The following is a 25095-nucleotide window of genomic DNA, read 5'->3' as shown; positions in this document are numbered from 1 at the left end:
GCGCATGGCGGGGGCGCCCTCACGTGTGGGTAAAGCCGGGGCGCCTGCGGCGGGCTTTCCCCTACCCGCCCCTTCCCGAACTGGGGCAAGCCCCAGACCCCGACCGCCCTGACGTGTCCTCAAACGCCGGACGGGCTGGAACTGCCGGCGTCCTGGAATCACCAGAGCCCCCAGCAACCCAAGAGCGCCCCTACGCCCCCGCGTCCGCCGCCTGCGCCTTGAGCGCGCGCTCGATGCCCGCGCGGGACTCCAGGACCAGGCGCCGCAGTGCCGCGTTCGGGGACGCCGACGACAGCCACGCGTCCGTCGCGTCCAGCGTTGCCTGCGAGACCTGGACCGCCGGGTACAGGCCGACCGCGATCTGCTGGGCCATCTCGTGGCTGCGCGTCTCCCAGATGCCCTTCACCGCCGCGAAGTACTTCTCCGTGTACGGCGCCAGCAGCTCGCGCTGGGCGGGGTCGGTCTGGACGAAGCCGCCGATCAGCGCCTCCTGCGCGGAGTTCGGGAGCTTGTCGGACTCGATCACCGACGCCCACGCCTCAGCCTTCGCCCCGGCCGTCGGCCGCGCCGCCCGCGCCGACGTCGCGTGCAGCTCGCCCGCCGACGTCTTGTCGCGCTCCAGCTCCGCCGCGATCGCCTTCTCGTCCGCGCGGCCGGTCGCCGCGAGCCGTCCGACGAGCGCCCAGCGCATCTCGGTGTCCACGGCCAGCCCCTCGACCGTCTCTGTGCCGTCCAGCAGGCCCTGGAGCAGGTCCAGTTGGGCGTTGGTACGGGCTGTCGCCGCGAAAGCGCGCGCCCATGCCACCTGGTGGTCGCTGCCCGGCTCGGCGGCCCGCAGGTGCTCCAGCGTCGCCTCCGTCCACCGCGCCAGGCCCGTCTCGCGCCAGGCCGGGTCGGCGTACAGCTCCAGGGCAAGCTTCGCCTGGCGGTGCAGGGACTGGACCACGCCGATGTCCGACTCCTTGCCGATGCCCGACAGGACCAGCGAGAGGTAGTCGCGCGTGGCGAGTTCGCCGTCGCGCGTCATGTCCCACGCGGCCGACCAGCACAGCGCGCGCGGCAGCGACTCGGTGAAGTCGCCGATGTGCGCGGTGACCATCGCCAGCGAGTCCGCGTCCAGGCGCACCTTCGCGTACGACAGGTCGTCGTCGTTGAGGAGGATCACCGCCGGGCGGGGGGTGTTCGCCGGGAAGGGGACCTCGGTCAGTTCGGCCGCGTCCACGTCCATTTCGATCCGGTTCGTGCGGACCAGCTTGCCCGCGCCGTCCAGGTCGTAGCAGCCCACCGCGATCCGGTGCGGACGCAGCGTGGAGGTGCCCTTCGCGCCCGCCGGGAGTGCCGGGGCTTCCTGCCGCACCGCGAACGACGTGACGTTGCCGTCCGCGTCCGTCTCGATCTCCGGGCGCAGGATGTTGATGCCGGCCGTCTCGAGCCAGGCCTTCGACCAGGTCTTGAGGTCGCGGCCCGACGTCTTCTCCAGCGCGCCGAGCAGGTCGGACAGGCGCGTGTTCCCGAAGGCGTGCGCCTTGAAGTACGCCTGTACGCCCCGGAAGAACTCGTCCTGGCCGACGTACGCGACCAGCTGCTTCAGTACGGAAGCGCCCTTCGCGTACGTGATGCCGTCGAAGTTGACCAGCACGTCGTCCAGGTCACGGATGTCCGCCATGATCGGATGCGTGGAGGGCAGCTGGTCCTGGCGGTACGCCCAGGTCTTCTCCGAGTTCGCGAACGTCGTCCACGAGTGCGGCCACTTCGAGCCGGGCGCGTGCGCCTGGCAGGCGACGGACGTGTACGTCGCGAACGACTCGTTCAGCCACAGGTCGTTCCACCACTCCATGGTGACCAGGTCGCCGAACCACATGTGCGCCAGCTCGTGCAGGATGGTCTCGGCGCGGCGCTCGTACGCCGCGTCCGTCGTGCGCGAGCGGAAGATGTACTGGTCGCGGATGGTCACCGCGCCCGCGTTCTCCATCGCGCCCGCGTTGAACTCCGGCACGAAGAGCTGGTCGTACTTCGCGAAGGGGTACGCGTAGTCGAACTTCTCCTGGAACCAGTCGAAGCCCTGCCGCGTGACGTCGAAGATCGCGTCCGCGTCGAGGAACTCGGCGAGGGAGGGGCGGCAGTAGATGCCCAGCGGCACGCTCTGGCCGTTCTCGTTCTCGTACGAGCTGTGGACGGCGTGGTACGGGCCGACGATCAGCGCGGTGATGTACGTCGAGATGCGCGGCGTGGGCTCGAAGACCCAGATGTCGTCCTTCGGCGCCTCGGGCGTCGGGGAGTTCGAAATCACCGTCCAGCCGGACGGGGCCTTCACGGTGAACTGGAAGGTCGCCTTCAGGTCCGGCTGCTCGAACGAGGCGAAGACGCGGCGGGCGTCCGGGACCTCGAACTGGGTGTAGAGGTACGCCTGCTGGTCGACCGGGTCGACGAAGCGGTGCAGGCCCTCGCCCGTGTTCGTGTACGCGCAGTCGGCGACGACCTTCAGGTCGTTCGGGCCGGCCTCCAGGTGCTTGAGGGTGATGCGTGAGTCCCGGAAGACGGAGGCGACGTCGAGCGACTTCCCGTTCAGGACGACCTGGTGCACGGCGGGCGCCACCAGGTCGATGAAGGTCTGCGCACCGGCCTCGGCGGACTCGAAGCGCACGGTGGTCACGGACCTGTACGTGCCGCCCTCCTGCGCGCCGCTCAGGTCGAGCTCGATCTCGTACGCGTCAACAGTGAGCAGGCTCGCCCGCTGCTGGGCCTCTTCACGGGTCAGATTCGTGCCAGGCACCCGGTCATCTCCTCGGTATGTGTCGTTTTTCGCCATCCTTCCACGCCGCTTCGGTAATGGCTGCTGAGTTAGCTCGCAGCTGACTCGGCCGAGGAGCGGAGGCGTGACGGCAGCGGTGAGGCGCCGGACGCTGAGGCGGCCTGCGCGGATTACGCGGCGGCTTTCCGGGAGTGGGACGCCGGCGACGACGGGGCGTGGTGGGAACGGGCCGTGTCCGGCGGTCTGGAGGCCGGCTGAGCAGTGCGCAGTCCGAATTCCGCCGGTGCGGCGCCCTGGCCGCGCCGATGCTGATCGTATGACGACCTACACCGCACGCCCCGTCGAACCCGCTTCGCTCATGCAGCTTCGGAACACCGACGACGCGGGCCGCGCCTGCGTTCCGTACGCCGATGAGGAAGGCGGGGCGCCGCTGCGGTGCTGTCTGCGGCTCAGCGAGCCGGGCGAGCACCTCGCACTCGTCTCGTACGCGCCGCTGCGCCGCTGGGCGGCCGAGACGCGGGCCAGGCCCGGCGCGTACGACGAACAGGGTCCGGTCTTCATCCACGCCGAGGAGTGCGGAGGGCCGGCAGCAGGTGACGGTTACCCCTTCGCCCGGGCCGGCGCCCTGCGCGCTGTGCGTCGCTACGACGTGGAGGGGCACATCGTCGGCGGTCGGCTTCTGGAGATCCCGGACGACACGACGGTGGGCTTCGACGCCGCGTTCGCCGAGGCATTTGCCCAGCCGGAGGTGGCGCTCGTGCATGTCCGGGCCGTCGAGTACGGGTGCTTCCACTTCGAGGTGCGCCGGGCGTGAGCTGACGTCGCGCCGGATGAATGCCGGGCCGCCGCGATCCGGGTAGCAAGCTGAGTCATACCGGAGTAGCATCGCTGGTATGAAGATTAGTGTGAGCCTACCGCAGGAGGATGTGACCTTCGTCGACGCGTACGCGGCCAAGACGGAGGCGGAGTCCCGCTCCGCGGTGATACATGCCGCGATCGAGCTGCTGCGCAACTCCCAGTTGGAGTCCGACTACGCGGCCGCGTTCGAGGAGTGGGACGCGAGCGAGGACGCGGCGTTCTGGGACAGGACCGCCGGGGACGGGCTGACCGATGCGCAGAGGTGAGATCTACCTGATCGACTACGAGCCGGTGCGCGGCAGCGAGGTGAACAAGGCCCGTCCTTCGGTGATCGTGTCGAACGACGCGGCCAATCAGACCGTGCAGCGCATAGGCAGAGGTGTGGTCACCGTCGTTCCGATGACGTCGAACACCTCACGGGTCTTCCCGTTCCAAGTTCTTCTGCAGGCCGAGGAATGCCGGCTCGCGAGGGATTCCAAGGCCCAGTGCGAGCAAGTCCGCGCGGTCACGTTGGAACGGGTGCTGCACCGAATCGGTTTCGTGCCAGCCCAACGGATGGCCGAGCTCGACGCAGCCTTGCGCAGGCACTTGGCGCTCTGAGCAGCAGCCTCTTCGCCGCACGCGTCGGCTACGTGCAGCCGCTCGCCCGCGCGGCGGATGAGGACTTCGCCGTTGTTCCCGGCCGGTGTGCGGCAGACGCTGGGCAGCATGCACCGGACTACTGAACTGCCCCGGCGGCGGGCCGCGTTGCCGCCCGCCGTGTTCGCCGTCGCCGCCGCGACCTTCGCCGTCGTCACGACCGAGATGCTGCCGGTCGGACTCCTCACCGCCCTCGGCTCGGGCCTGGGGACGTCCGACGGCACGGCGGGGCTGACCGTCACGCTCCCCGGCCTCGTCGCGGCGTTCGCCGCGCCGCTGCTGCCCGTCGCCGTGCGGCGCGCGGACCGGCGGCTCGTGCTGTGCGTGCTGATGGTGCTGCTCGCCGCCGCGAACGTACTGTCCGCCCTCGCGCCCGGCTTCGGGGTGCTGCTCGGGGCGCGGGCGCTGGTCGGCGTGTGCATCGGCGGGGTGTGGGCCGTCGCGGCGGGTCTCGCTGTGCGGCTGGTGCGCGAGGAGGGCGTGGGACGGGCCACCGCGGTGATCTTCAGCGGTATCGCCGTGGCGTCCGTTGCCGGGGTGCCGACCGGCACGCTGATGGGGGAGCTCGCGGGGTGGAGGTGGGCCTTCGCCGCCATGGGGCTCTTTTCGCTGGCGGTTGCGGTGCTGCTCGGTGTCCTGCTGCCGCCGTTGCCCGCGCGGGGTGCTGTCGGGCTGGGGGAGATGGCCGGGTTGCTGCGGGTGCCGGCGCTACGGGCCGGGCTGGTTGTGGTGCTGGCCCTGGTGACCGGGCACTTCGCGGCGTACACCTATGTGCGCCCGGCCCTGGAACGCGTACCGGACATCGGCGCGGGCCTGATCAGCGGGCTGCTGCTGGTGTACGGGACCGCCGGGATCGCCGGCAACTTCCTCGGCGGCGCGGCCGCCGCCCGCGACCCCCGGCGCACGCTGCTGGTGATCTCGGCCGTGCTCGGCGCCACGGTGCTGCTGACGGCCGGGGTGGGCGGCGGCTCGGCCGTGGGCGCGGCGGCGCTGCTCGTGGTGTGGGGCCTGGCGTACGGCGGGGTGTCGGTCAGCGCGCAGAACTGGCTGATGGCGGCCGCACCCACGCGGCGCGAAGCGGCGTCGGCGCTCTTCGCCGGGGTGTTCAACGCCGCGATCGCACTCGGGGCGCTGCTCGGCGGCCGGGCCGCGGACGGCTGCGGCGTACCGGGCCCGCTGTGGCTGGGGGGCGCGCTTGCGCTGGTGGGGGCGGTGGCGGTGGTGGCGGTCGGGCGTACGCGTACGGCGGTGGGGCGGGACTCCGCAGAGTCCCGCCCCACCGCCGTAGACGACGTGACGGAAAAGGTCAGGCCTTGAGCTCGGCCGCTACCAGCTCCGCGATCTGCACGGCGTTGAGCGCCGCGCCCTTGCGGAGGTTGTCGCCGGAGAGGAACAGCGACAGGCCGTTCTCGGCGGTCTCGTCGAGGCGGATGCGGCCGACGTACGACACGTCCTTGCCTGCGGCCTGGAGCGGCGTCGGGATCTCGGACAGGGCGACACCGGGCGCGCCGGCAAGCAGCTCGGTCGCGCGCTCCACGCTCAGCGGGCGCTCGAAGCGGACGTTCACCTGGAGCGAGTGGCCGGAGAACACCGGGACGCGCACGCAGGTGCCGGAAACCTTGAGCTCGGGGATCTCCAGGATCTTGCGGGACTCGTTGCGGAGCTTCTGCTCCTCGTCGGTCTCGAAGGAACCGTCGTCGACGATCGAGCCGGCCAGCGGCAGCACGTTGAAGGCGATGGGGCGCTTGTAGACGGCGGGCTCGGGGAAGTCGACGGCCTCGCCGTCGTAGGCGAGCTGGTCGGCGTGCTCGGCGACCTTGCACGTCTGGCTGTGCAGCTCGGCCACACCGGCCACGCCCGAGCCGGACACGGCCTGGTAGGTGGTGGCGACCATCGCGGTCAGGCCGGCCTCGGCGTGCAGCGGCTTGAGGACCGGCATCGCGGCCATCGTGGTGCAGTTCGGGTTCGCGATGATGCCCTTGGGGCGGTTCGCCACCGCGTGCGGGTTGACCTCGGACACGACCAGCGGCACGTCGGGGTCGCGGCGCCAGGCGGAGGAGTTGTCGATCACGACGGCGCCCTGCGAGGCGACCTTCTCGGCCAGCGCCTTGGAGGTCGCGCCGCCGGCGGAGAAGATCACGATGTCCAGGCCGGAGTAGTCGGCCGTCGACGCGTCCTCGACGGTGATGTCCCTGCCCTGCCACTCGATCGTGGAGCCCGCGGAACGGGCGGAGGCGAAGAGGCGCAGCTCGTCGGCCGGGAACTTGCGCTCGGCCAGAATGCTGCGCATGACTGTGCCGACCTGACCGGTGGCTCCGACGATTCCGACCCTCACGAGGACTCCTTCGTACGTACGAACGTGCTGCTGGGGGCTTGACCTGGTGCTGTCCATAATGCGTATGTCCCTGGCCGCCTTGTCCAATCCATTGTCCGGCCCCTGGACCGCGTGACTGTTGTCACGGCTGTCACACGGCCGTCACCGGATCTCCAGACTCCAGGCGCCACCCGTCCTGATCTGCAGGAAGCCGCTCGGGAAGGTGTGCAGGCCGGGGGAGGTGGTGATCCGCCGCACCGGCTCGAGGCGCTCGTCGAGAGCCCATACGGCGGGCAGGTCCAGGAGGCCACGCGGCTCGTGCGTGAGCAGCATCTCGGCTTCGGGCCCGGTGTTGCGTACGACGGTGTATCCCTTCCCCGAGACGGTGGCCCCGAAGGCCCCGAAGGCCGGGGCGCTCGAGGCGGCCATCGGCTCGATCTGCCAGTCGGTGGTCCCGGCAGCGGTGACCTGGACATAGCAGTGGCCCGCCTCCGTCACCCAGATGGACCGACGACCGGGCGGCGCCGACCGCACGTCTCGGCGCACGTCGCCTTCCTGCCGTTGGCCTGGACGGTACGGGTGCCGAGCGGGTCGCTGTCGGACGTCGTGCGGCGGAGGCCGAGCAGCGCGGGCGGCCCGTCGTAACGGAACACCGTGCTGCCGATGCCCTGCACCGGGCCGGTGAGCGCCGGAGCCTGGTCGGCGGGGAGCAGCCGCAGGGACCAGTCGACGGCGTAGTCGAGCCGCAGCCGTATCTCGGGCTCTCCCTCGCGGAAGAGGAGGGTGCGGCCCTGCGCGCCGTTTTCGTCGCCGGTCAGAAGACCAGGTCGGCGTCGCCGCGTACCTTGCCGTTCGCGTCCAGCAGGAGGGCCGATGCGTCCACGGCCGGGGCCCCGGCGACGTTCTGGCGGCAGACGGCCACGTGGAGAAGTTCGCTGGGCACAGGGGTGTTGGCCCCCTTGGTGATGTGCGTCATGGGGACCATGGTGACAGTGAAGATGATGTGAAGTCGATGTGCAGTTCGATTTGTTGCGGGTTATTGCGGGGTGGATTCCGGAGGGAGGGTGAAGGGGAGTCCGAAGGGGCGGGCGCCTGTGCGGGCGCCCGCCCCTCCTGCGTAAATCACCTGTTCATGACGGGTGTTGTTACGGCGTGACCTTCTCGATCTGTGCGCTGCCGGAGCCCGCGACCGTGCCGCGCGCGTTCACCAGCTGCACCTCGCCGAAGAACTTCCGTCCCTCGGGAGCCGCACCCGCGACCAGGACCTCGGCCTTGACCTGAGCCGAAGCGCCGTTGGCCAGCTTCACGGCCTGCGAGTCGTCGACCTTGACCTGGCCGAGCGACGGGGCGAAGTACACATCGCGGTAGTTGTACTCGGTGCCGGCGTCGCCGACCGCGTAACCCACGACCTCGATGGTGTAAGTGCCGGCGGCGGGCTTGACGAGGCTGACCGCCTCCTCCGAATCGCCGTCCGCGGCCTGGCCGACCAGGACGCCGTCCTTCTTGACCGTCAGGTCGAGGTCGGCAGCGGTGTCGGAGACTCCGCCGATGACGACGTCGAGGCGCTCGACGCCCTCTCCGACGGTGACCGCGGTGGTCTGCGTCTCGCCCTGCTTGATCGACGGACGGGCGTCCTTCGACGAGCCGAGCGAGCCGGCCTTCAGCTTGCCCTCCAGCGCGGCGAAACCGTTGGTGACCTTCCACTCGACCGAAGCCGGCGTGCCGACCTTGGCCTCGGGAATGGTCTGCACAGCCGGGTCGAAGGCGGCGCCGAGCACCGTCACGTCCAGCGTGTACGGGTTGTCGAGCACCGGCGACGTACGGCGCGACTCGACCTCGACCTCCCAGACGCCGGCCTGCGGGTTCGGGTACGAACGCAGGTCCGGGCGGCAGGTGTTGGCCGGGTTGGTGTAGTTCGGGTAGCAGGCGATCGACGAGGTGGAGTCGACCGGCACGCCGTACGGGTGGATGCCGATGAAGCGGGTCTGGCTGTCCTTCGCGAGACCGCCGAGCGCGACCTCCAGGGACTTCGCGCCCTCGGGGACGTTGATGAAGTACGACTTGGTGCTGTTGCGCTGCACCGAGCTCGAGTCCGAGACGGTGTACGACGGCTTCACCAGGTCCTTGGTCACGACCACGGTCGCGAGGACCTGCTTGTCGACGCCCTCGGTGTCCTCGTCGTCCACCTCGAGTGCGGCGCTGTGCACACCGGCGGAGCCGGGCCTGGCCTGCACCTTGACGGTGACCGGCTTGTTCAGCGGCAGGTCGACCTCGTCGTCACCGAGGAGGCGGAACGTGCCGTCGTTGTACTTCCAGTCCAGCTCGTGCTCGATCGGGCGGTCCGGGCCGCTCGTACGCGTGATGGTCACGTCGTACGTCTTCTTCTGCCCGGCCTTGAGGCCGCCCTCGCGGTCGTAGAGGCCGGTGCCGAAGCCCGGCGTCTTGAGCGCGAAGTCGATCGCCGTGTCGACCGGGGCCTTGACCGCGTAGTTGTGCGCGGTGGCGCCGTCCCTGATGGAGTCCCAGGCGTCCACGATGTTGATCAGGCCGGAGCCCTGCTCGTGTGCCTGCGTGCCCTTGATCCGGTCGGCGGTGCTGGTCAGGGCGGTGCGCAGCTCGACCGGCGTCAGGTCGATCTTCTTCTGCTTCGCGGCCGACAGCAGCAGCGCGCTCGCGCCCGCCGCCTGCGGCGAGGCCATCGAGGTGCCCTGGAGCATCGAGTAGCCGGCCGGGAGCTGGTAGCCGGCCTCCTTCACCGGGCCGCCGGGCGCCCAGGTCTGCGTGGTGTTGATGGACGCGCCGGGCGCGGAGATGGTCGGCGCGAAGCCGCCGTCCTCGCGCGGACCGCGCGAGGAGAACGGCATCATGGCGTAACGCTTCTCCACGACCGAGCCGTAGTTGGCGGCCCAGGTCTCCTTGGAGATGGACGCGCCGACCGAGACGACCTTGTCGGCCAGGGACGGGTCACCGATGGTGTTGGTGCCGGGGCCGCTGTTGCCGGCCGAGATGACCAGCTGCACGCCGTACGTGTCGATGAGACGCGTGTAGAGCTCGGCGCGCGCGTTGTTGCCGTCGTTCAGCGCGGGCAGGCCGCCGATCGACATGTTGACGATGTCGACACCGCGCTTGGTGACGAGGTCGATCATGCCCTCGGTGAGCGCGACGTTGGTGCAGCCGCCGCTCCAGGTGCAGGCGCGCGAGGAGACCAGCTTGGCGCCGGGGGCGGCGCCGTTCATCCGGCCGCCGAAGAGGCTGTTGGCGGCGGTGATGCCGGCGACGTGCGTGCCGTGCGAGCCCTCGATGACGCCGATGTTGACGTAGTCGGCCTTGGCGCCGGCCGCGTTGTAGACGACGTCCTTGCGGATCTCGGCGACGAACGGGATCTGTTCGACGACCTCGGTCGCCGGGTCGTCCTTGCCGAAGTACCGGACCTGGTGCTCGTCCTTGTACGGCTTCATCGCCTCTTCGTCGCCGAAGTCGGCGTCGTTGTCGAGGTCGACGCGGACCGTGCCGGAGGCGGCGTCGTACAGCACGCCCCAGACGTCGGTGGTGTCACCGTCGCGGTTCAGGTCGCCCGCCATGTCGCCACCCTTGGTGGCGTCCTCGCGGAAGAGGTTGAACTTGTAGCTGCCGGCCGGGGCCGACCATGTACGGTCCGCGATCGCGAAGGTCGGGCCGCTGACGGCGGCCGTCATCCGGCGCCAGGTGCCGTCGCCGTCCGCGACCGGGTCGGTGGCCGTCACCCAGTCGACGATCTTGCGCTCGCCGGTGGTGGTCTTCTGGAGCGCCGGGTGGCCGAGGTCGACACCCGAGTCGAGGATGCCGATGGTGACCCCGCGGCCGTCGGCCTTGGGGTGGTCCTTCACGAACTCCACGGCGCCCGTCTCGTGGGACGGGTTGTACGGGTTCTTCGCGGGCGTCCGCTCGCCGGGGCCGGAGTACGTGCCCTTGGCGGCGGTGTCCGCACCCTTGGCGCGGTCCGCCGCCGGCGTCGGGTCGTCCAGGGCGATCTCCTGCTTGAGGTCGATGCCGTGGACGGAGGAGAGCTTCGCGGCGGCCGTGATGGCCGCGTCCGCCTTGCCGGTGGGCAGGGTGGCCCGTACGTAACCGAGCTTGTCGTCCGTACGGCCGACCAGGCCGCCCGGTACGGAGTCGAGCTGCCGCGCGACCTGCTCGGTGGCGCCGGGCGCGGTGGCGACCATCAGCGTGACGCTCTTCACGCCGTCGGCCTCGGCCTCGGCGAGCAGCTGCGCGTCGGCGGAACCGAGCTTCGCGGCGGCGGACTTGGGCGCGGGCGCCGTGGTCCGGGGGTCTTCGGCGCCGGCCGCGAAGGCGGGGACCGGTGCGGTCGCACACAGTGCGGCGACCAGACCGGCGGCGAGCGCTATGCGGGCCGCGGGTCTGGCCCCGGGTATGGAGCCGGATGATTCGAGGGTCATGGGCTTCCCTGTATGTGAAAGAAGGAGTCGTACGTGGTCTGGTCCTGGTCGTCCGGAATACGGTGCCGGATGACCGCTCAGCCTCGCCTAAGTAATGGCAGTTTGGGGAGGGTTGCATGGGGCGGAATACGGCCGTGGCGCACATCCGCCACCGCGCGGTGTGCGCCACCGGGGCCGAATCGCCAGATTCCGGGCGCCCTTGCGCTGCCCTCCCCCTCCCATAACCTCACCCAATGAACCGAGAGCTCAGGGTGGCGGCCTACGCCGTGTGCGTGCGGGACGGGCAAGTGCTCCTCGCCCGCTGGGTGGCGCCCGACGGCGCGAAGCGGTGGACGCTGCCGGGCGGGGGCATGGACCACGGCGAGGATCCGTACGACACGGTGATCCGCGAGGTGGAGGAGGAGACGGGTTACGCCGTCGAACCGGTCCGGCTGCTCGGCGTGGACTCGATCACCCGCCGCTACCCGCGCAGGCTCGGCGCGTTCGCCGACTTCCAGGGACTGCGGGTCGTGTACGAGGGTGAGATCACCGGGGGCGACCTCCGCCACGAGACCACCGGCTCCACCGACCTCGCGGCGTGGCACCCCCTGGACGAGGTGTCCCGCCTCGACCACGTCGAACTGGTCGACACGGGGATGGAACTCTGGCGTACGAAGCCGGCGGTGGGGCGGGTGGTTTTACGCGGGAGGTGAGGGGTGGGCGCAGACCCCGCTCCTCAAACGCCGGAGGGCCGGGTGACGCGTGACGCGTGACGCGGCTGAGCGGGAATGGGCCCGCTGGGGCGCGGAAGTGCCCCGCTGCGCGGGAATCGGTCCGCTGGGGCGCGGAAGTGCCCCGCTGCGCGGGCAACCGATCCCTGAGCGGCACTTCCAGCCGGTCCGGCGTTTGAGGACATGCCCGGGGGCGTCCGGGGAGCTGGGGGCTTGCCCCCATTTTCGGGAAAGGGGCGGGTAGGGGCCAGCGCCGCAGACAACCCGCACCCCACCAACCACCCGCACTGCGTCGGGCCGTGCCCGTGCCACCCCGACGTCGTCCGCGGCGGTGACGGTGATCCCTGTTCGGTGATCGGTGTTGCGCGTTGCGGAGCCGTTAACGCGCAGGCCATCCCCGGTGTCAACCATCCAGTGGGGCAAGGGGTTCCACTGGCTCCCGCCGGCGGTCCGCCCCCTGTCCGGCCGATGCGACCGCACCCCGGGAGACCGCGCCATGTCACGCCTACGCTCCGCAGCCGAAGCCGCCCTCGACCGCCGTTCCTTCCTCGCCGCCACCGGAGCAGTCGGCCTCTCCGCCGGCATCGGGCTCGCGCTCCGCCCGGAGCACGCCGCCCAGGCGGGAACCGCCGCCGCTCCGGGCCCGGCCGGCGCACCGGCCGCCGCCCCCGCCGCCGCGGGAGCAACACCCGCCACAGGCCCCGCCCGCATCACCGTCCCGCCCTGGACCGCCACGACCCTCCGTACGGTCGCTACGCCGCGCGGCGCCACATCCGGCTTCCGGCGGCTGGGAACCGGCCCCGGCTGGAAGCGCGTAGAACGGACCCAGCTCGCCACGGCCCGCTCCGGGCGCGCCGAGCGACGTACCGCCCTCGCCTCGTTCGTGCAGCTCACCGACCTCCACCTCACCGACGTACAACACCCCGTCCGCACCGAATACCTGCGTGCCCAGGCGCCCGGAGCCTGGCGTCCCCAGGAAGCCCTGACAGTCCACGGCGCGATCTCGCTCGTCGAGCGCGTCAACGCGCTGCGCGGCGGGCCGGTCACCGGAGCGGACCTCGGCTTCGTGATGACGACCGGCGACAACACGGACAACAACTGCAAGGCCGAACTCGGCTGGTTCCTGCGCACCATGAGCGGCGGCCGCATCACCCCCAACACAGGTGACCCCGCCCGCTACGAAGGCGTCCAGAACTCCGGCCACTCCCTCTACTGGCACCCGGACGGCGCACTGCGCGACGCCGACAAGCAGCGCGGCTTCCCGCGCCTGGAGGGCTACCTCGCGGCAGCGCGCCGCCCGGTGAACAGCCCCGGCCTGCGCCTCCCCTGGTACTCCACCGTAGGCAACCACGACGACCTCCCCAGCGGCTGCTTCGCCAACGGCAACGCGACCGGCTTCCTCGCCGACTTCGCCGTGGGTGGCCGAAAGCTGCTGTCCCTCCCGGCGGCCGACGCGAGCGCGCTCGAAGCCGTACTGAGGAAGGGCAACGACCCGCGCGGCAGCTATTTCACCGACCACCTGCGGCGCGAGTCCCGACGCATGCGCTCCGTCACGCCGGACCCCTCCCGCGCTCCCTTCACGCCGCGCGAGTACGTCGAGGCGCACCTCGACCCGGCGTACGCGGGCGCGGGCCCGGCCGGCCACGGCTACACCCGCGAGAACGCGGACACCGGGAACCTCTACTACTCCTTCCGCATCTCCGACGACGTACTGGGCATCAGCCTCGACACCACCGACCGGGGCGGCCACTTCGCGGGCTCGATCGGAAAGGCACAACTGGACTGGCTGAAGCGGACCCTGCTCGCCCACCGGGACGACCACGTCATCGTCTTCAGCCACCACAACAGCTGGACGTTCGACGACGGCGGCGGCGACAAGCTCGTCGCCCTCCTCCAGCAGAACCGCAACGTCATCGCCTGGATCAACGGACACAGCCACCGCAACGAGATCCTCGCGCACGGCACCTTCTGGGAGATCTCCACCGCCTCGCACGTCGAGTTCCCCCAGCTCGCCCGGATCATCGAACTGACCGACAACCACGACGGCACGCTGTCCCTCTTCACCACCCTGATCGAGTCCGCCGCCCCCCACCGCACGGACTTCACGGACCTCTCCCAGACGGGCCTGGCGGCGCTCTACCGCGAGCTGTCCCTCAACGCGCCGGGCACCCGGCAGACCCTGGCTGGCCCGGCGGACGCCCGGAACACGGAACTCCTGCTGAAGAAGCGCTGACCGCTGACCGCTGACCGCTGAGACCACTAGCGCGGCAGCACCACCACATAGGCGGACGGCTCCCGGTCGCTGGACGCCATCAGAGCGGTCCGTACGACGGTCGCCTGCTGCTCCAGCGATTCCCGCAGCTTCTTCGGCGTGATGTGTACGACGGTGATGCCGAGCCGCTCCAGGTGCTCGCGCTTACGGGCGTACTCCGACCACAGGGCGTCTTCGTCCTGGCGGGGCGCCCGGGTGTCCAGCTCCACGGCGACGGCCTGGTCGGGCCAGTAGATGTCGACGCCGCCGAGGTGGGGGCCGCCGGGCAGCCGCAGATCGACGTTCCAGAGCGGGTCGGGCAGCCCGTGGTCCCGCACCATTTCGTACAGCCGGTCCTCGGCGATGGCACGCCCCTCGGCGAGCAGGGAGTCCACGGCGTCGACGACGTGCGGGCGCGAGAGCAGCCGTGCGAGGGTCAACTCCCTCACCACCGCGGCCGGTTCGCAGTGCGCACCGCGCACGGCCTCGGTGAGCAGCCTGCGTACGGCATCGGCGTCAGTGAGCTGCGCGACGGCGTCGGCGAGGGCGCGGGCGACGGGGGCGACGGGCAGGCCGTCGATGTGCTGGACCTGAGGCATCGCATGAACCCGGATCAGCCGAGCGCAACCGGTGGAGCGCAGTCGCCGGGTGCGCGGCACGAGTACATCGATCCGGTCGAGGGAAAGCAGCGGGGGAGCGGAGGAGAAGCGGTGCAGGGCGAGCGCGGCCGGTCCCGTGATCACGACATCGCCGTACGAGCCGGCCGTACCCTCCGCCCGGACCTGCGCGGGAACCAGAGGGCCCGCGACGGGCCCGATGGGCCGGCCCGCGTACAGGAGGGCGGCATGCAGCCGCTCTTCGCTGGTGGGCGGCCCGGGGTGCAGGACATAGACACCGGGCAGGACCTGCTGCCAGGGCCCACCGGGGCGGCACTGCCCGGCGGTCTTGGCGGCGGACACACCACGCGCACGCAACTGCGCGGCGGACACCACGCGTTGCTGGGCGTCGGTGAGGTGGCTGAGGGGGCGGGGGGAGACGGGGGTGTTGTGGTTCATGTTCCGGGGTTTCCCGCTCGGCCCCTGCTCCCTAACCGCTGTTACACACCCGTCGACAATCCAGGACAAGCCTGCACTAAAGTACGGCCGTTCGACTGCCGAAACCCCACCCGCCGAACGAGCGAACACTCCAGGCCGGGGCCCTGACGGTGCCCCTCCGCAGCCGCGGGAGCCACGGGTCGGCCGACGGGGGCCCGGAGGCGAGCCACGGGTGGCCGGCCGGGGGCCCGGCGCCGAGCCACGGGTTGCCGGCGGCCGACCCGTGGCACGAAGCCCCTGCCCCCGTTCCCCTCCCGTTCCCGACCCTCTCCAGCCCGTCCGGCGTTTGAGGACACGCCCGGAGGGCGTCCGGGGGCTGGGGGCCCGCCCCCAGTTTCGGGAAGGGGCGGGTAGGGGAAAGCGCCGCAGGCACCCGCACCGAACCGGGGCCCGCACGGCGCCGCACCGGACCGCACGGCGCACCACACCGCGCCCGCGCCGCACCGCGCCCGCTCGGCACGGCGCCCACACCGGACCGCGCCCGCACCGGACCGCACCGAACCGCGCCGGCGCCCCCATCAGCCACTCACACAGCAGCAGCAGCAGCCGCCGCCGCACCCCGATCGCACGTCTGCCCCCGCAGGCCCCGCGCCAAGTCGTCCCGTGCCTCCAGCACCAGCCGGCGCAGCGCCGGCGCTGCGTCCGCGTGGCCGGCCAGCCACGCGTCCGTCGCGTCCAGCGTGCCCCGGTCGTCCTGGAGCCCGGGGAACAGCCCCGACACGACATCCATGCCGATCTGGATGGACCGCTCGGCCCACACCCGCTCGATCACCGCGAAGTACTTCTCCGCGTACGGAGCGATCAACTCCCGCTGCCCCGGCTGCACGAAGCCGTCGATCGTAGCCACGACCAGCGCGTTCGACAACGAGTCGGACTCCACGACCGCCGCCCACGCCTGCGCCTTGACCGCGGCCGAAGGACGCGACGCGAGACACCGCACCTGGTGGCGCTTCCCCGACGCCGTATCGTCCCGAGCCAGCTCCGCGTTGATCACCTTCTCGTCCGCCACACCGTGCGAAGCGAGCGGCCCGAGGAACGCCCAGCGCAGCTCCTGGTCCACCTCGAGCCCGTCGATCTTGGCCGTGCCCTCCAGCAGCCCCTGGAGCAGCTGGAAGTCCGCCTCCCGACAGGCCGTCGCCGCGAAGAACCGTGCCCACGTCAGCTGATGCTCGCTGCCCGGCTCCGCGATCCGCAGCTCCCGCAGCGCGCCCTCCGCGAGGAGACGCCCGCCCTCCTCCCGCCACTCGGGCGCCGCGTAGTGCGTCAGCGCGGACCGCGTCCACGCGTGCAGCATCTGGAGCACCCCGATGTCCGTCTCGCGGCCCGCGAACCTCAGCACGAGATCCACGAAGTCCCGCGCCGGCATCAGCGCGTCCCGCGTGAGATTCCACAGCGCCGACCAGCACAGCGCCCGCGCGAGCGGGTCACTCACATCACCGAGGCGAGCGCGCAGAGTGCCCAGCGACTCCGCGTCGAAACGGATCTTGCAGTACGTCAGGTCGTCGTCGTTGACGAGCACCAGATCCGGCTTCTCGCAGCCCGCGAGCTCGGTCACGACCGTACGCGGCCCGGCCACATCCACCTCGGACCGCGCGTACCGCACGAGCGAACCATCGGCCTCCTCGTGCCGATACAGCCCGACAGCCACCCGGTGCGGCCGCAGCTCAGGATGCGAAGCGGCACCCTCCTGGAACACCGCCAGTTCGGTGATCCGCCCTGCGGCGTCATAAATCACCTGCGGAGTGAGCGAGTTGACCCCGGCCGTCTGCAGCCACGCCTGCGCCCAGGAGGCGAGATCGCGCCCGGACGTTTCCTCCAGCACCGCTAGCAGGTCCTCGAGCCGGGTGTTCCCGTACGCGTGCCGCTTGAAGTACCGCCGGGCGCCCTCCATGAAGGCGTCCTTCCCGACGTACGCGACGAGCTGCTTCAGTACGGACGCGCCCTTGGCGTACGTAATCCCGTCGAAGTTGAGCTTCGCGTCCTCCAGGTCACGGATGTCGGCCGTGATGGGGTGCGTCGAGGGGAGCTGGTCGGCCCGGTACGCCCACGCCTTGCGGTTGTTGGCGAAGGTGATCCACCCGTTGGTGAAACGGGTGGCCTCCACCATCGAGTACGTCCCCATGAAGTCGGCGAAGGACTCCTTCAGCCACAGGTCGTCCCACCACTGCATGGTGACCAGATCTCCGAACCACATGTGCGCCATCTCGTGGAGAATGACGTTCGCCCGCCGCTCGTACGACGCTTGAGTCACATTCCCGCGGAAGATGTACTCCTCGCGGAAGGTCACGCAGCCGGGGTTCTCCATGGCGCCGATGTTGTACTCCGGCACGAAGGCCTGGTCGTACTTCCCGAAGGGGTACGGAAAGTCGAAGTTGTCGTGGAAGAAGTCGAGCCCCTGCTTGGTGACGGTGAAGATGTCGTCCGCGTCGAAGTGCCGGGCCAGCCCCTTGCGGCACATCGCGCCGAGCGGGATCTCGAGCTCCGTACCGTCGCTGAACGTCCGCCGGTAGAGATCGCCCACGTAGTGGTACGGGCCGGCGACGAAGGCGGTGATGTACGTCGAGATCGGCTCGGTCTCACCGAACCGCCAGGAACCGTCGTCCGTCAGCTCGCCGACGCCGTTGCTCCACACTGTCCACCCCTCAGGGGCGGTGACCTCGAACCGGAACGGCGCTTTGAGATCCGGCTGTTCGAAGTTGGCGAAGACGCGGCGGGCGTCGGCAGGCTCGTACTGCGTGTAGAGGTAGACCTCGCCGTCCTCGGGATCGACGAAGCGGTGCATGCCCTCGCCGGTCCGGCTGTACGCGCACTGCGCGTCCACCACCAGGACGTTCTCCTCGCGCAGCCCGGCCAGGGCGACCCGCTTACCGTCGAAGACGGCGGCGGGGTCCAACGCCTCGCCGTTGAGTGTGACGGCCGTCACGGACGGCGCCAGCAGATCGGCGAAGGTATCGGCGCCGGGCCGCGCGCACCGGAAGCGGATGGTGGTAACCGAGCGGAACGTACGCGGCCCGTCCGCGCTGTCCCCGGGGCCCGCGGTGCTGGATGTGGCGCTGGGCGCGGCGCTGGATGTGCCGCTGGACACGGCGCTGGGCGCGGCGCTGGATGTGCCGCTGGACACGGCGCTGGGCTCGGCGCTGAATGTGCCGTCCCCGGGGTCCCCGACCGCTGATCGCAGGTCGAGGGCAACTTCGTACCCGTCGACGGACAGCAGTTCGGCCCGCTCGCGGGCCTCGTCGCGGGACAGATTCTCACCGGGCACGGGCACTCCTTCGTGTCTCGTTCGAGGACTCCGATCCTCGCACGCGGCACTGACACGGGGCGCGTGGGAATGCCTCCGGTGGCCGGTGGCGTTGCCACCGTCAGGTTGCGACCGCGTGCCAATGAGGAGAGACATGTCGAAGAGCAGCTCCGAGAACGCCAAGACCATTGCGGATTTCTGGTTCGACCCGCTGTGTCCGTGGGCGTGGATGACGTCCCGCTGGATGCTGGAGGTCCAGAAGGTCCGTGATGTCGAGGTTCGCTGGCACGTCATGAGCCTGGCGGTACTGAACGAGGACAAGCTCCACGAGCTGCCGGAGCAGTACCGCGAGCTGCTCGGCCCGAAGGGCTGGCGCCCGGTACGTGTGGTGACGGCGGCCCAGCAGCTGCACGGCGACGAGGTCGTCGGCAAGCTCTACACGGCGCTCGGCACGCGGTTCCACAACAAGGGCGAGGGCGCGACGCTGGAGGCGATAGTGGGCGCACTGGCGGACGCGGACCTTCCGGCAGATCTTATCGAGTACGCCGACAAGGACACGTACGACGCGGAGGTGCGTGCTTCGCACAAGGTGGGCATCGACAAGGTCGGCCAGGAGGTAGGCACTCCGGTCATCTCCGTCCCCGGCGCGAACGGCGACGAGGTCGCCTTCTTCGGCCCGGTGGTCACCCCGGCGCCGAAGGGCGAAGAGGCGGCACGCCTCTGGGACGGCACGCTGATGGTGGCGTCGATCCCCGGCTTCTACGAGATCAAGCGCACGCGCACGCAGGACCCGATCTTCGACTGAGGGGGGTCGGGGTGCGGGGCGGGGGCGTTGCTTGCCGTGGGGGTACCACTGGTTGCGTCTGGGGGTTTCGGGCCGTCCCGAGCGCTCGAGTGTCGGTGGGCCGGGGCGCCGCGTCAAGGGCGCTCCCTTCGGTCGCGTCGCTGCGCGATGGACCTACGGCCCACCCTTGACCCGCCGCCCCGTCCCACCGCTAACGCTCAACAGGGGACGGCCCAAGAAAAAACGCCCTGCACGGGGGCTCCGGGGAGGGGCGCGGGTGGGTTTGGTGGCTGTCGGGTTGGTGGGTGGGGCGCCGTCGGTCTAGGGGCGGCTCGGCCCCAGTCTCAGCGGGTGCGGGAACGGTCGTTGGTTCACCATCCCCATTCCGACGCACACGAACACCCAGGTTGGGTGGGCGGTCGGCCGTCCGGGTCGACCTGCGGACTGATGTCTGCGCGGGTGGGGCGCGAAGTTGAATGGGGTGACTCGGGCCGGTTCGGCGTCCACCCCGACAGGTGGTCGGCTGAGGTGCAAGCACGGGGCTGGGCTTGGTGGGTGGAAGGGCACCCAGGAGCGAGTAGTCCTGTCGACGATTGGACCGGGGTGGGATCTCCCGGCCGGTGGGCCGACGGTCGAGACCCTCGCCCTTCCCGGCCGGATGCCACACCACCGGCACGGCATGCGCCTCAGGCGCTCGTCTGCCCCAGCCGACATCCGGTGAGACCGTCGGTTGTCGGCTGGAAGTTCCGCTCCGCCCGGTCAATGACTCAACCCGCTTACGGGATCGTGTACGGACGTCCGTTGTTGGTGAGCTGTGGTCGCCCGATGCGATGAACTCGACAATTGGTGAATCTGGGCGCCCCTCGTGCCTCACTCGTCACAGCCGTTGGGCTTTCGGTCATCGCGGGAGCGTTTCGACCCACGCGCAGGCGCGGTGGGATCGAAAAAGGGATGCCGTTGCGGGGGGGCGACTCGGCGGATGTGACTGGTGAGCTTGGTGTGGTGACTTGTCGGCCGTCGGTGACTTGCAGGGGGACGCTCGGCGGGCTTGGGTGCGGCCGGGGCGCTTTTCCGCCCCCGTCACGGCCGAGGCAGCGGTCCGGCTGTCGCTTTCTGCACGAGCCGGTCGCCTCACCCGCCCCCTTGGGGGAGTCGGGTGCAACGAACTCGACACTTGACGAGTCCTGACGCCTCACGAATCACACCGGTCCCACCCGTATCGCTTCCGGTTGTCATGGGAGCGTTTCGACCCACAACGGCCCCACGAACCGTGCGAACCGATCGGATGGTGTGGCTGGCGTGGGTGGGATGGCGGGCCGGAGGGCCCCCAGGCGCGCCGGGTTTTGTTCTCGGCCACGGCGTGGCCTGCTCGTCGCAGGCGTGCCGCAGCCATCGGCAGAACCACACCGTTGGGTGCCCTTCCACCCACCAAGCCCGGCAACCTGCTTGCAGTCCTGCCGACCACCGGTGGGGGTGGACGCCAGACCGGCCCGAGTCGCCCCATTCAACTGTCGCGCCCCACTCGCATACGGGACGGTCCGCAGGTTGATCCGGTTGGGCGGCCGCCTACCGGCGTGGGTGCGCGTGTGCGTCGAGTTTGGGGGCGGTGCACCAGCGGCCGTTCCCGCAGCCGCTTAGCCAGGGGCCGAGCCGCCCCCTGGACCTCATGCGCCCCACCCACACACCCGCCGCCCGGCAGCGACAGCGCAGCCAATCGCCGGAGTTTCCCCGTGGGCTCCCCCCGGGGGCCGCCCCCCTTAAGCATTGCGGCGGAGGTTCGGCGGTCAAGGGTGGAGCGCAGCGCAATCGCCGTAGGCGACGCGACGTAGGAGCGCCCTTGAGGGGCGGGCCTCCGACGCCACCCTCACCAAAGGCGGCCCCCACACCAGACGCAACCAACGCCACGGGCCCGCCGAAGCCTGCCCCGCTTTTCCCACCACCACCGGGGCGGGCCGGGCCTACCCCGGTGGTGGTGGGACGCGGAGCTCCGGGGTGAAGGGGGCCTTGTTCATGCCCGTGCGCAGGTTCCGGCATTCGGCGGCGGTGCACATGAGGTAGTTGTCGACGTTCCTGGCCCGGATGCGGTCCTTCAGCCACGTCTTCTCGGTGCCGCTGAGCGGCCGGTGTGCTTCGAAAGAGTCGCAGGTGTTGCAGTAGATCGGCTTGTCGCTCGCCATCACGATGTCCTCCGCAGACCGGCTCGTGGGTCCCGCCAGGAATTCGGCAATCCTAAGCGGCCCCGGCAGGGCGAGGAAGAGTGGCGGGGCGGCAGCGCAGCAGTACGAATCCCTGTCCGAACGCAGCCGGCCCCCGCGAGTCAGGTCCTCGCGGGGGCCGGCCGTTTCATCCGCCTGCAAGTGAAGGTTGAGAAGACGATCACGAGCAGGACGCCATTTTGTGCCTACGTGCCTACGTGCCTACGTGCGCGCGTACGTGCCTACCTGCCTACCTGCCTACCTGCCTGCGCACCTACGGCACCAGCAGCAAGTTGTACGCGCTCTCCTTCGCCGCCGCGTAACGCTTCGACACGTCCTGCCAGTTGACGACCTTCCACATCGCCTCGATGAAGTCCACCTTCTGGTTCTTGTACTGAAGGTAGAAGGCGTGCTCCCAGGCGTCGAAGACCAGGATCGGGACCGACCCCTGGCCGACGTTGCCCTGGTGGTCGTAGATCTGCTCGACGATCAGGCGGCCGCTCACCGGCTCGTACGCGAGCACGCCCCAGCCCGAGCCCTGGGTGGTCGCGGAGGCCTTGGTCAGCTGCGCCTTGAACTTGTCGAAGGAGCCGAAGGACTCGGCGATCGCGTCCGCGAGCTCACCGACGCCGTCGGCGGCCAGCGGCTCGCCGCCGCCGTCGCCGGTCATGTTGTGCCAGTAAATGGAGTGCAGGATGTGGCCGGAGAGGTGAAACGCGAGGTTCTTCTCCAGCCCGTTGATCGCTCCCCACGACTCCTTGTCCCGCGCCTCTTCGAGCTGCTCAAGAGTGTCGTTCGCGCCCTTCACGTAGGCCGCGTGGTGCTTGTCGTGATGCAGCTCGATGATCTGCGGGTTGATGACGGGGTCGAGCGCCGCGTAGTCGTACGGGAGTTCAGGAAGTGTGTAAATGGCCATGTCCGAGCCCTCCGACTGCTTATTGCGACTGATGTGCAAGTGCAGATTAGCAGCAGGAGGGCTCGGAGATGATCAGGGCCTGGCTGCGACCGCGATGTCGGGGAAGTCGGTCACGACCGCGTCGACGCCCATCCCGTAGTGCAGCGCGTACTCCCCGAACGCGTCACCGAAGTCGTTCGGCGCCGTGCCGCGGCGGAAGACCGCGGGCAGGAACTGGTTCTCGCAGCGGAAGGTGTACGCCCCGACCTTCAGCCCCGCCGCGTGCGCGTCCGCGAGCAGGGGCGAAGGCGCGACGACGGAGGACTTGTCCGGGCCGATCCAGGCGGCGTACTCCGCGATCCGGCGCAGTCCGGCAGGCGTCATCATTTCCCTGTACGTCATCGGGTGGCCGTACGGCCCGCCACTCCCTGTCCCCAGGGCCTGCCACAGCGGCACACGCAGCCGCGCCTCCGCGATCCGGGTCAGGCTCGACGGCTCGAAGGACTGGACGACGCACTCGTGGGCGCCGAGCCGGTTGCGTCGGACGACGCGGACGAGCTCCGGTTCGAGGGGCAGGCCGATCGAACGGAAGTAGGTCGGGTGCTTCGTCTCCGGGAACACGGCGATCGTGCGCCCGTACTGCTTGGACAACTTCCTTGCCAGATCCACGACTTCCTGGAAGGTCATGACCTCCTGGCGGCCGTCGAAGACGGTGTTCCTGTTCCTGACGAGCGGCAGGCGCTCGACGGCGCGCAGCGTCTTCAGCTCGTCGAGCGTGAAGTCCTCCGTGAACCACCCGGTGACGGACCGTCCGTCCACCGTCTTCGTCGTACGCCGCGACGCGAACTCGGGACGCTTCGCGACATCTGTCGTCCCGGAGATCTCGTTCTCGTGCCGTACGACGAGGACGTGGTCCTTGGTCGGTACGAGATCGGGCTCGATCCAGTCGGCGCCCGTCTGGACGGCGTGGATGTACGAGGCCGCCGTGTGCTCGGGGCGCCAGCCGGCTGCGCCCCGGTGGCCGATGACGATGGGACCCTTGGGCCGGCGGCGTGGTTCGTCCGCGGCTGCCGAGTTCGCGCCGGGCAGGGCGGTGACGACGGATGCGGCGGCGCCGGCGAGGAGTACGGAACGGCGTCTCGGCTGCTGTGCGGGCATGGAAGTCTCCCTGGTAGGCGGGGTTATGGGGGCGGCGACTGCACGATAGGCCGCCCTGTGGCCGTGCGGAGCTGAGTACGCCCCCTTTCGCTCAGTGGCCGACCGGAGGCCACGCGGGCTTCACCTGGCGGAGCCCCACCCGCCTCACGAGTGACGGTGCCGGGAGGGGACGTGTCGGGGCGCTCCCCGCAGGGCGTCGAACGCAACCACCCCAACGAAAACCGACGTACCCGAACGTTCGACGCCCGAGGAGACGCCCCGGCGCGGCACCGACCCCGGAGCGCCGGGCCCCCGGCACCCCCGAGAAGCTCAGCCCGGGGTGCCGGCCCGGCCCCGCGCCCGCCCCCGCGCCTCCGCCAAGCGGGCCAAGTGCCTCGCGTACGCCACCCCGTACCGCTCCGCCCGCCCCGCGTCCGGTTCCACCACCGCCGTCGGGCGCGTCCACGACGCCACGTCGAGGTCCACCCCGTACCGTTCCGCCGCCGCCAGCACCGCGCCCCGCGCGCCCACCTCGCCCTCGACCACGCGCAACGGGCGGCCCAGTACGTCGGCGAACAGTCGCAGCCATGCCGGGGAGCGCGTTCCGCCGCCGCACACCGCCAGGTCGCCCCTGAGGCCCGCAGCCTCCAGGCAGTGCCGGGCGGCGAAGGCGATGCCCTCGCACGTGGCCCGCACCAGGTCGCCCTTCGTCGTCTCCAGCGACACCCCCGTCAGCTCCGCCCGCAGCCGCGGCTCCACGAACGGCGCCCGTTCCCCCGACGGCGCGAAGTACGGCAGTACCTGCACCCCGTTCGCCCCCGGCGGCGTCGCGTCCAGCAGCGCGTCGACCTCCGCGTGCCGTACGCCCGTCGTCCTCAGCACCCAGTCCAGTGCCGCCGTGCCCACCATCGCCGGCATCGCCCGCAGCCACTGCCCCTGCCGGTCGGTCGAGATGTGGAGTCCGGCCGGCTCCCCGCCCTCCAGGTCGAGGACGTCCGTCGCGACCAGCGACGCCAGGCACGTACCGATGATCAGCAGCCCGTCCCCCGGCCGCGTCACCCCCGCGCCGAGCGCGCACGCGGGCAGGTCGTACGGGCCGTTCGCGAGCCGGGTTCCGGGCGGCAGGCCCGGGCCACGCGTCTCGCCGACCGCGACCGGGTCGGCCACCGGGGCGAGCAGGCCCAGCCGGTGGGCGAGGCCCAGCAGGGTCAGGGTCTCGTCGTCGTACGTCCGTGTCCGTGGGTCCAGGAACGGCATCGACGCGTCCGAGACGTCCGTCGCCCGGATTCCCGTCAGACGCTGGAAAACCATGTCCTTGCAGTACAGGGCCGTCGCGGCCGCGTCCAGCGCCTTCGGCTCGTGCCGGTCCAGCCACCCCAGCACCGGACCCGGGCATCCCGGGAACATCGCGCTGCCCGTGCGCCTGAAGACGGAAGTGAAGACGTCCGACGCCATCCACTCGTCGAGGAGTTCGTGCGCCCGGCCGTCCATCCAGGAGATCGCGGGCCGCACCGGGCGCCCCCGCGCGTCCACCAGCCACACCCCGTCGCCCTGCCCCGTGAGCCCGGCCAGCCCGACCGGGCCGTCCAGCCCCGACGTCAGCGTCGCCAGGACCTCCACGACGGCCGCGTACACCTCGTCCATGTCCTGTTCGACGAAGCCGCCACGAATGTCGAGCGCGACAGGGCGGGACTCGACCGCGACCTCCCGCCCCGACGCGTCGAAGGCCGCCGCCTTCACCATGGACGTGCCCACATCGATACCGACGTACAACATCGCGGACGAC

18 protein-coding genes are annotated in these 25095 nt (G+C 70.6%); 7 read left to right on the top strand and 11 right to left on the bottom strand.

All coding sequences use genetic code 11. The features are described 5' to 3' along the window. Positions 1-190 precede the first annotated feature (190 nt). Positions 191-2773 (bottom strand): aminopeptidase N, encoded by a 2583-nt coding sequence (gene pepN / locus AC1P0E_RS11015; protein WP_482741992.1) that lies wholly within the window; start codon positions 2771-2773, stop codon positions 191-193. A 295-nt stretch (positions 2774-3068) separates the two neighbouring features. Here pepN (AC1P0E_RS11015) and AC1P0E_RS11010 point away from each other — a divergent pair, with 295 nt between their 5' ends. The 4 genes from AC1P0E_RS11010 to AC1P0E_RS10995 all read left to right on the top strand — a co-directional run bounded on the left by AC1P0E_RS11010 (position 3069) and on the right by AC1P0E_RS10995 (position 5566). Then, on the top strand, positions 3069-3566 hold the full coding sequence (locus AC1P0E_RS11010; protein WP_482741991.1) for a DUF1203 domain-containing protein: 498 nt from the start codon (positions 3069-3071) through the stop codon (positions 3564-3566). A 79-nt stretch (positions 3567-3645) separates the two neighbouring features. After that, the gene (locus tag AC1P0E_RS11005; protein WP_482741990.1) at positions 3646-3876 is read left to right on the top strand and encodes a ribbon-helix-helix domain-containing protein; all 231 of its coding nucleotides are present in this window, start codon (positions 3646-3648) and stop codon (positions 3874-3876) included. Further along, complete coding sequence (locus tag AC1P0E_RS11000; protein WP_482741989.1) at positions 3863-4210, top strand: type II toxin-antitoxin system PemK/MazF family toxin; 348 nt, start codon at positions 3863-3865, stop codon at positions 4208-4210. The genes AC1P0E_RS11005 and AC1P0E_RS11000 overlap by 14 nt, the downstream gene beginning before the upstream one ends. Before the next feature lie 108 nt (positions 4211-4318). After that, positions 4319-5566, top strand: coding sequence for an MFS transporter (locus tag AC1P0E_RS10995; RefSeq protein WP_482741988.1), 1248 nt, complete (start codon positions 4319-4321; stop codon positions 5564-5566). On the opposite strand, the gene AC1P0E_RS10990 is transcribed toward AC1P0E_RS10995, so the two are convergent. From AC1P0E_RS10990 to AC1P0E_RS10975, 4 genes are all read right to left on the bottom strand, one after another. Continuing rightward, complete coding sequence (locus AC1P0E_RS10990; protein ID WP_482741987.1) at positions 5556-6584, bottom strand: aspartate-semialdehyde dehydrogenase; 1029 nt, start codon at positions 6582-6584, stop codon at positions 5556-5558. The two genes, AC1P0E_RS10995 and AC1P0E_RS10990, sit on opposite strands and share 11 nt — an antisense overlap. A 141-nt stretch (positions 6585-6725) precedes the next feature. Next, a complete protein-coding gene (locus AC1P0E_RS10985) occupies positions 6726-7109 on the bottom strand; it encodes a hypothetical protein (RefSeq protein WP_482741986.1) in 384 nt (127 codons plus the stop codon). Positions 7110-7377: 268 nt separating this feature from the next. Next, positions 7378-7539 (bottom strand): hypothetical protein, encoded by a 162-nt coding sequence (locus tag AC1P0E_RS10980; RefSeq protein WP_482741985.1) that lies wholly within the window; start codon positions 7537-7539, stop codon positions 7378-7380. A 169-nt stretch (positions 7540-7708) separates the two neighbouring features. Beyond that, positions 7709-11002 (bottom strand): S8 family serine peptidase, encoded by a 3294-nt coding sequence (locus AC1P0E_RS10975; RefSeq protein ID WP_482741984.1) that lies wholly within the window; start codon positions 11000-11002, stop codon positions 7709-7711. Between the two features lie 233 nt (positions 11003-11235). Between AC1P0E_RS10975 and AC1P0E_RS10970 the strand changes: the two genes are divergently transcribed. Together AC1P0E_RS10970 and AC1P0E_RS10965 are read left to right on the top strand one after the other, a co-directional pair. Beyond that, the gene (locus tag AC1P0E_RS10970; protein ID WP_482741983.1) at positions 11236-11694 is read left to right on the top strand and encodes an NUDIX hydrolase; all 459 of its coding nucleotides are present in this window, start codon (positions 11236-11238) and stop codon (positions 11692-11694) included. Positions 11695-12208: 514 nt separating this feature from the next. Beyond that, on the top strand, positions 12209-13945 hold the full coding sequence (locus AC1P0E_RS10965; RefSeq protein WP_482741982.1) for a TIGR03767 family metallophosphoesterase: 1737 nt from the start codon (positions 12209-12211) through the stop codon (positions 13943-13945). A 26-nt stretch (positions 13946-13971) separates the two neighbouring features. On the opposite strand, the gene AC1P0E_RS10960 is transcribed toward AC1P0E_RS10965, so the two are convergent. Next, positions 13972-15018, bottom strand: coding sequence for a hypothetical protein (locus AC1P0E_RS10960; protein ID WP_482741981.1), 1047 nt, complete (start codon positions 15016-15018; stop codon positions 13972-13974). Positions 15019-15583: 565 nt separating this feature from the next. Continuing rightward, positions 15584-18319, bottom strand: coding sequence for an aminopeptidase N (gene pepN / locus AC1P0E_RS10955; protein ID WP_482741980.1), 2736 nt, complete (start codon positions 18317-18319; stop codon positions 15584-15586). A gap of 133 nt (positions 18320-18452) precedes the next feature. Here pepN (AC1P0E_RS10955) and AC1P0E_RS10950 point away from each other — a divergent pair, with 133 nt between their 5' ends. Further along, positions 18453-19103 (top strand): mycothiol-dependent nitroreductase Rv2466c family protein, encoded by a 651-nt coding sequence (locus AC1P0E_RS10950; RefSeq protein ID WP_482741979.1) that lies wholly within the window; start codon positions 18453-18455, stop codon positions 19101-19103. 1937 nt (positions 19104-21040) lie between these two features. Here the strand turns inward: AC1P0E_RS10950 and AC1P0E_RS10945 are convergent. The 4 genes from AC1P0E_RS10945 to AC1P0E_RS10930 form a co-directional block, all read right to left on the bottom strand. Further along, positions 21041-21259 (bottom strand): hypothetical protein, encoded by a 219-nt coding sequence (locus tag AC1P0E_RS10945; protein ID WP_482741978.1) that lies wholly within the window; start codon positions 21257-21259, stop codon positions 21041-21043. A gap of 292 nt (positions 21260-21551) precedes the next feature. Then, the gene (locus AC1P0E_RS10940; RefSeq protein WP_482741977.1) at positions 21552-22193 is read right to left on the bottom strand and encodes a superoxide dismutase; all 642 of its coding nucleotides are present in this window, start codon (positions 22191-22193) and stop codon (positions 21552-21554) included. A 72-nt stretch (positions 22194-22265) separates the two neighbouring features. Continuing rightward, positions 22266-23330, bottom strand: coding sequence for a glycerophosphodiester phosphodiesterase family protein (locus AC1P0E_RS10935; protein ID WP_482741976.1), 1065 nt, complete (start codon positions 23328-23330; stop codon positions 22266-22268). A 309-nt stretch (positions 23331-23639) separates the two neighbouring features. Continuing rightward, on the bottom strand, positions 23640-25082 hold the full coding sequence (locus AC1P0E_RS10930) for an FGGY family carbohydrate kinase (protein ID WP_482745718.1): 1443 nt from the start codon (positions 25080-25082) through the stop codon (positions 23640-23642). Positions 25083-25095 lie beyond the last annotated feature (13 nt).

This window comes from Streptomyces sp. TRD_SC_5 (assembly GCF_056836825.1).
This window is presented reverse-complemented; position numbering and strand designations above follow the sequence as displayed.

Coding starts and splice junctions, on each gene's coding strand:
- AC1P0E_RS11010 (WP_482741991.1), top strand. CDS start 3,069: ATGACGACCTACACCGCACGCCCCGTCGAACCCGCTTCGCTCATGCAG.
- AC1P0E_RS11005 (WP_482741990.1), top strand. CDS start 3,646: ATGAAGATTAGTGTGAGCCTACCGCAGGAGGATGTGACCTTCGTCGAC.
- AC1P0E_RS11000 (WP_482741989.1), top strand. CDS start 3,863: ATGCGCAGAGGTGAGATCTACCTGATCGACTACGAGCCGGTGCGCGGC.
- AC1P0E_RS10995 (WP_482741988.1), top strand. CDS start 4,319: ATGCACCGGACTACTGAACTGCCCCGGCGGCGGGCCGCGTTGCCGCCC.
- AC1P0E_RS10980 (WP_482741985.1), bottom strand. CDS start 7,539: ATGACGCACATCACCAAGGGGGCCAACACCCCTGTGCCCAGCGAACTT.
- AC1P0E_RS10975 (WP_482741984.1), bottom strand. CDS start 11,002: ATGACCCTCGAATCATCCGGCTCCATACCCGGGGCCAGACCCGCGGCC.
- AC1P0E_RS10970 (WP_482741983.1), top strand. CDS start 11,236: ATGAACCGAGAGCTCAGGGTGGCGGCCTACGCCGTGTGCGTGCGGGAC.
- AC1P0E_RS10965 (WP_482741982.1), top strand. CDS start 12,209: ATGTCACGCCTACGCTCCGCAGCCGAAGCCGCCCTCGACCGCCGTTCC.
- AC1P0E_RS10960 (WP_482741981.1), bottom strand. CDS start 15,018: ATGAACCACAACACCCCCGTCTCCCCCCGCCCCCTCAGCCACCTCACC.
- AC1P0E_RS10950 (WP_482741979.1), top strand. CDS start 18,453: ATGTCGAAGAGCAGCTCCGAGAACGCCAAGACCATTGCGGATTTCTGG.
- AC1P0E_RS10945 (WP_482741978.1), bottom strand. CDS start 21,259: ATGGCGAGCGACAAGCCGATCTACTGCAACACCTGCGACTCTTTCGAA.
- AC1P0E_RS10940 (WP_482741977.1), bottom strand. CDS start 22,193: ATGGCCATTTACACACTTCCTGAACTCCCGTACGACTACGCGGCGCTC.
- AC1P0E_RS10935 (WP_482741976.1), bottom strand. CDS start 23,330: ATGCCCGCACAGCAGCCGAGACGCCGTTCCGTACTCCTCGCCGGCGCC.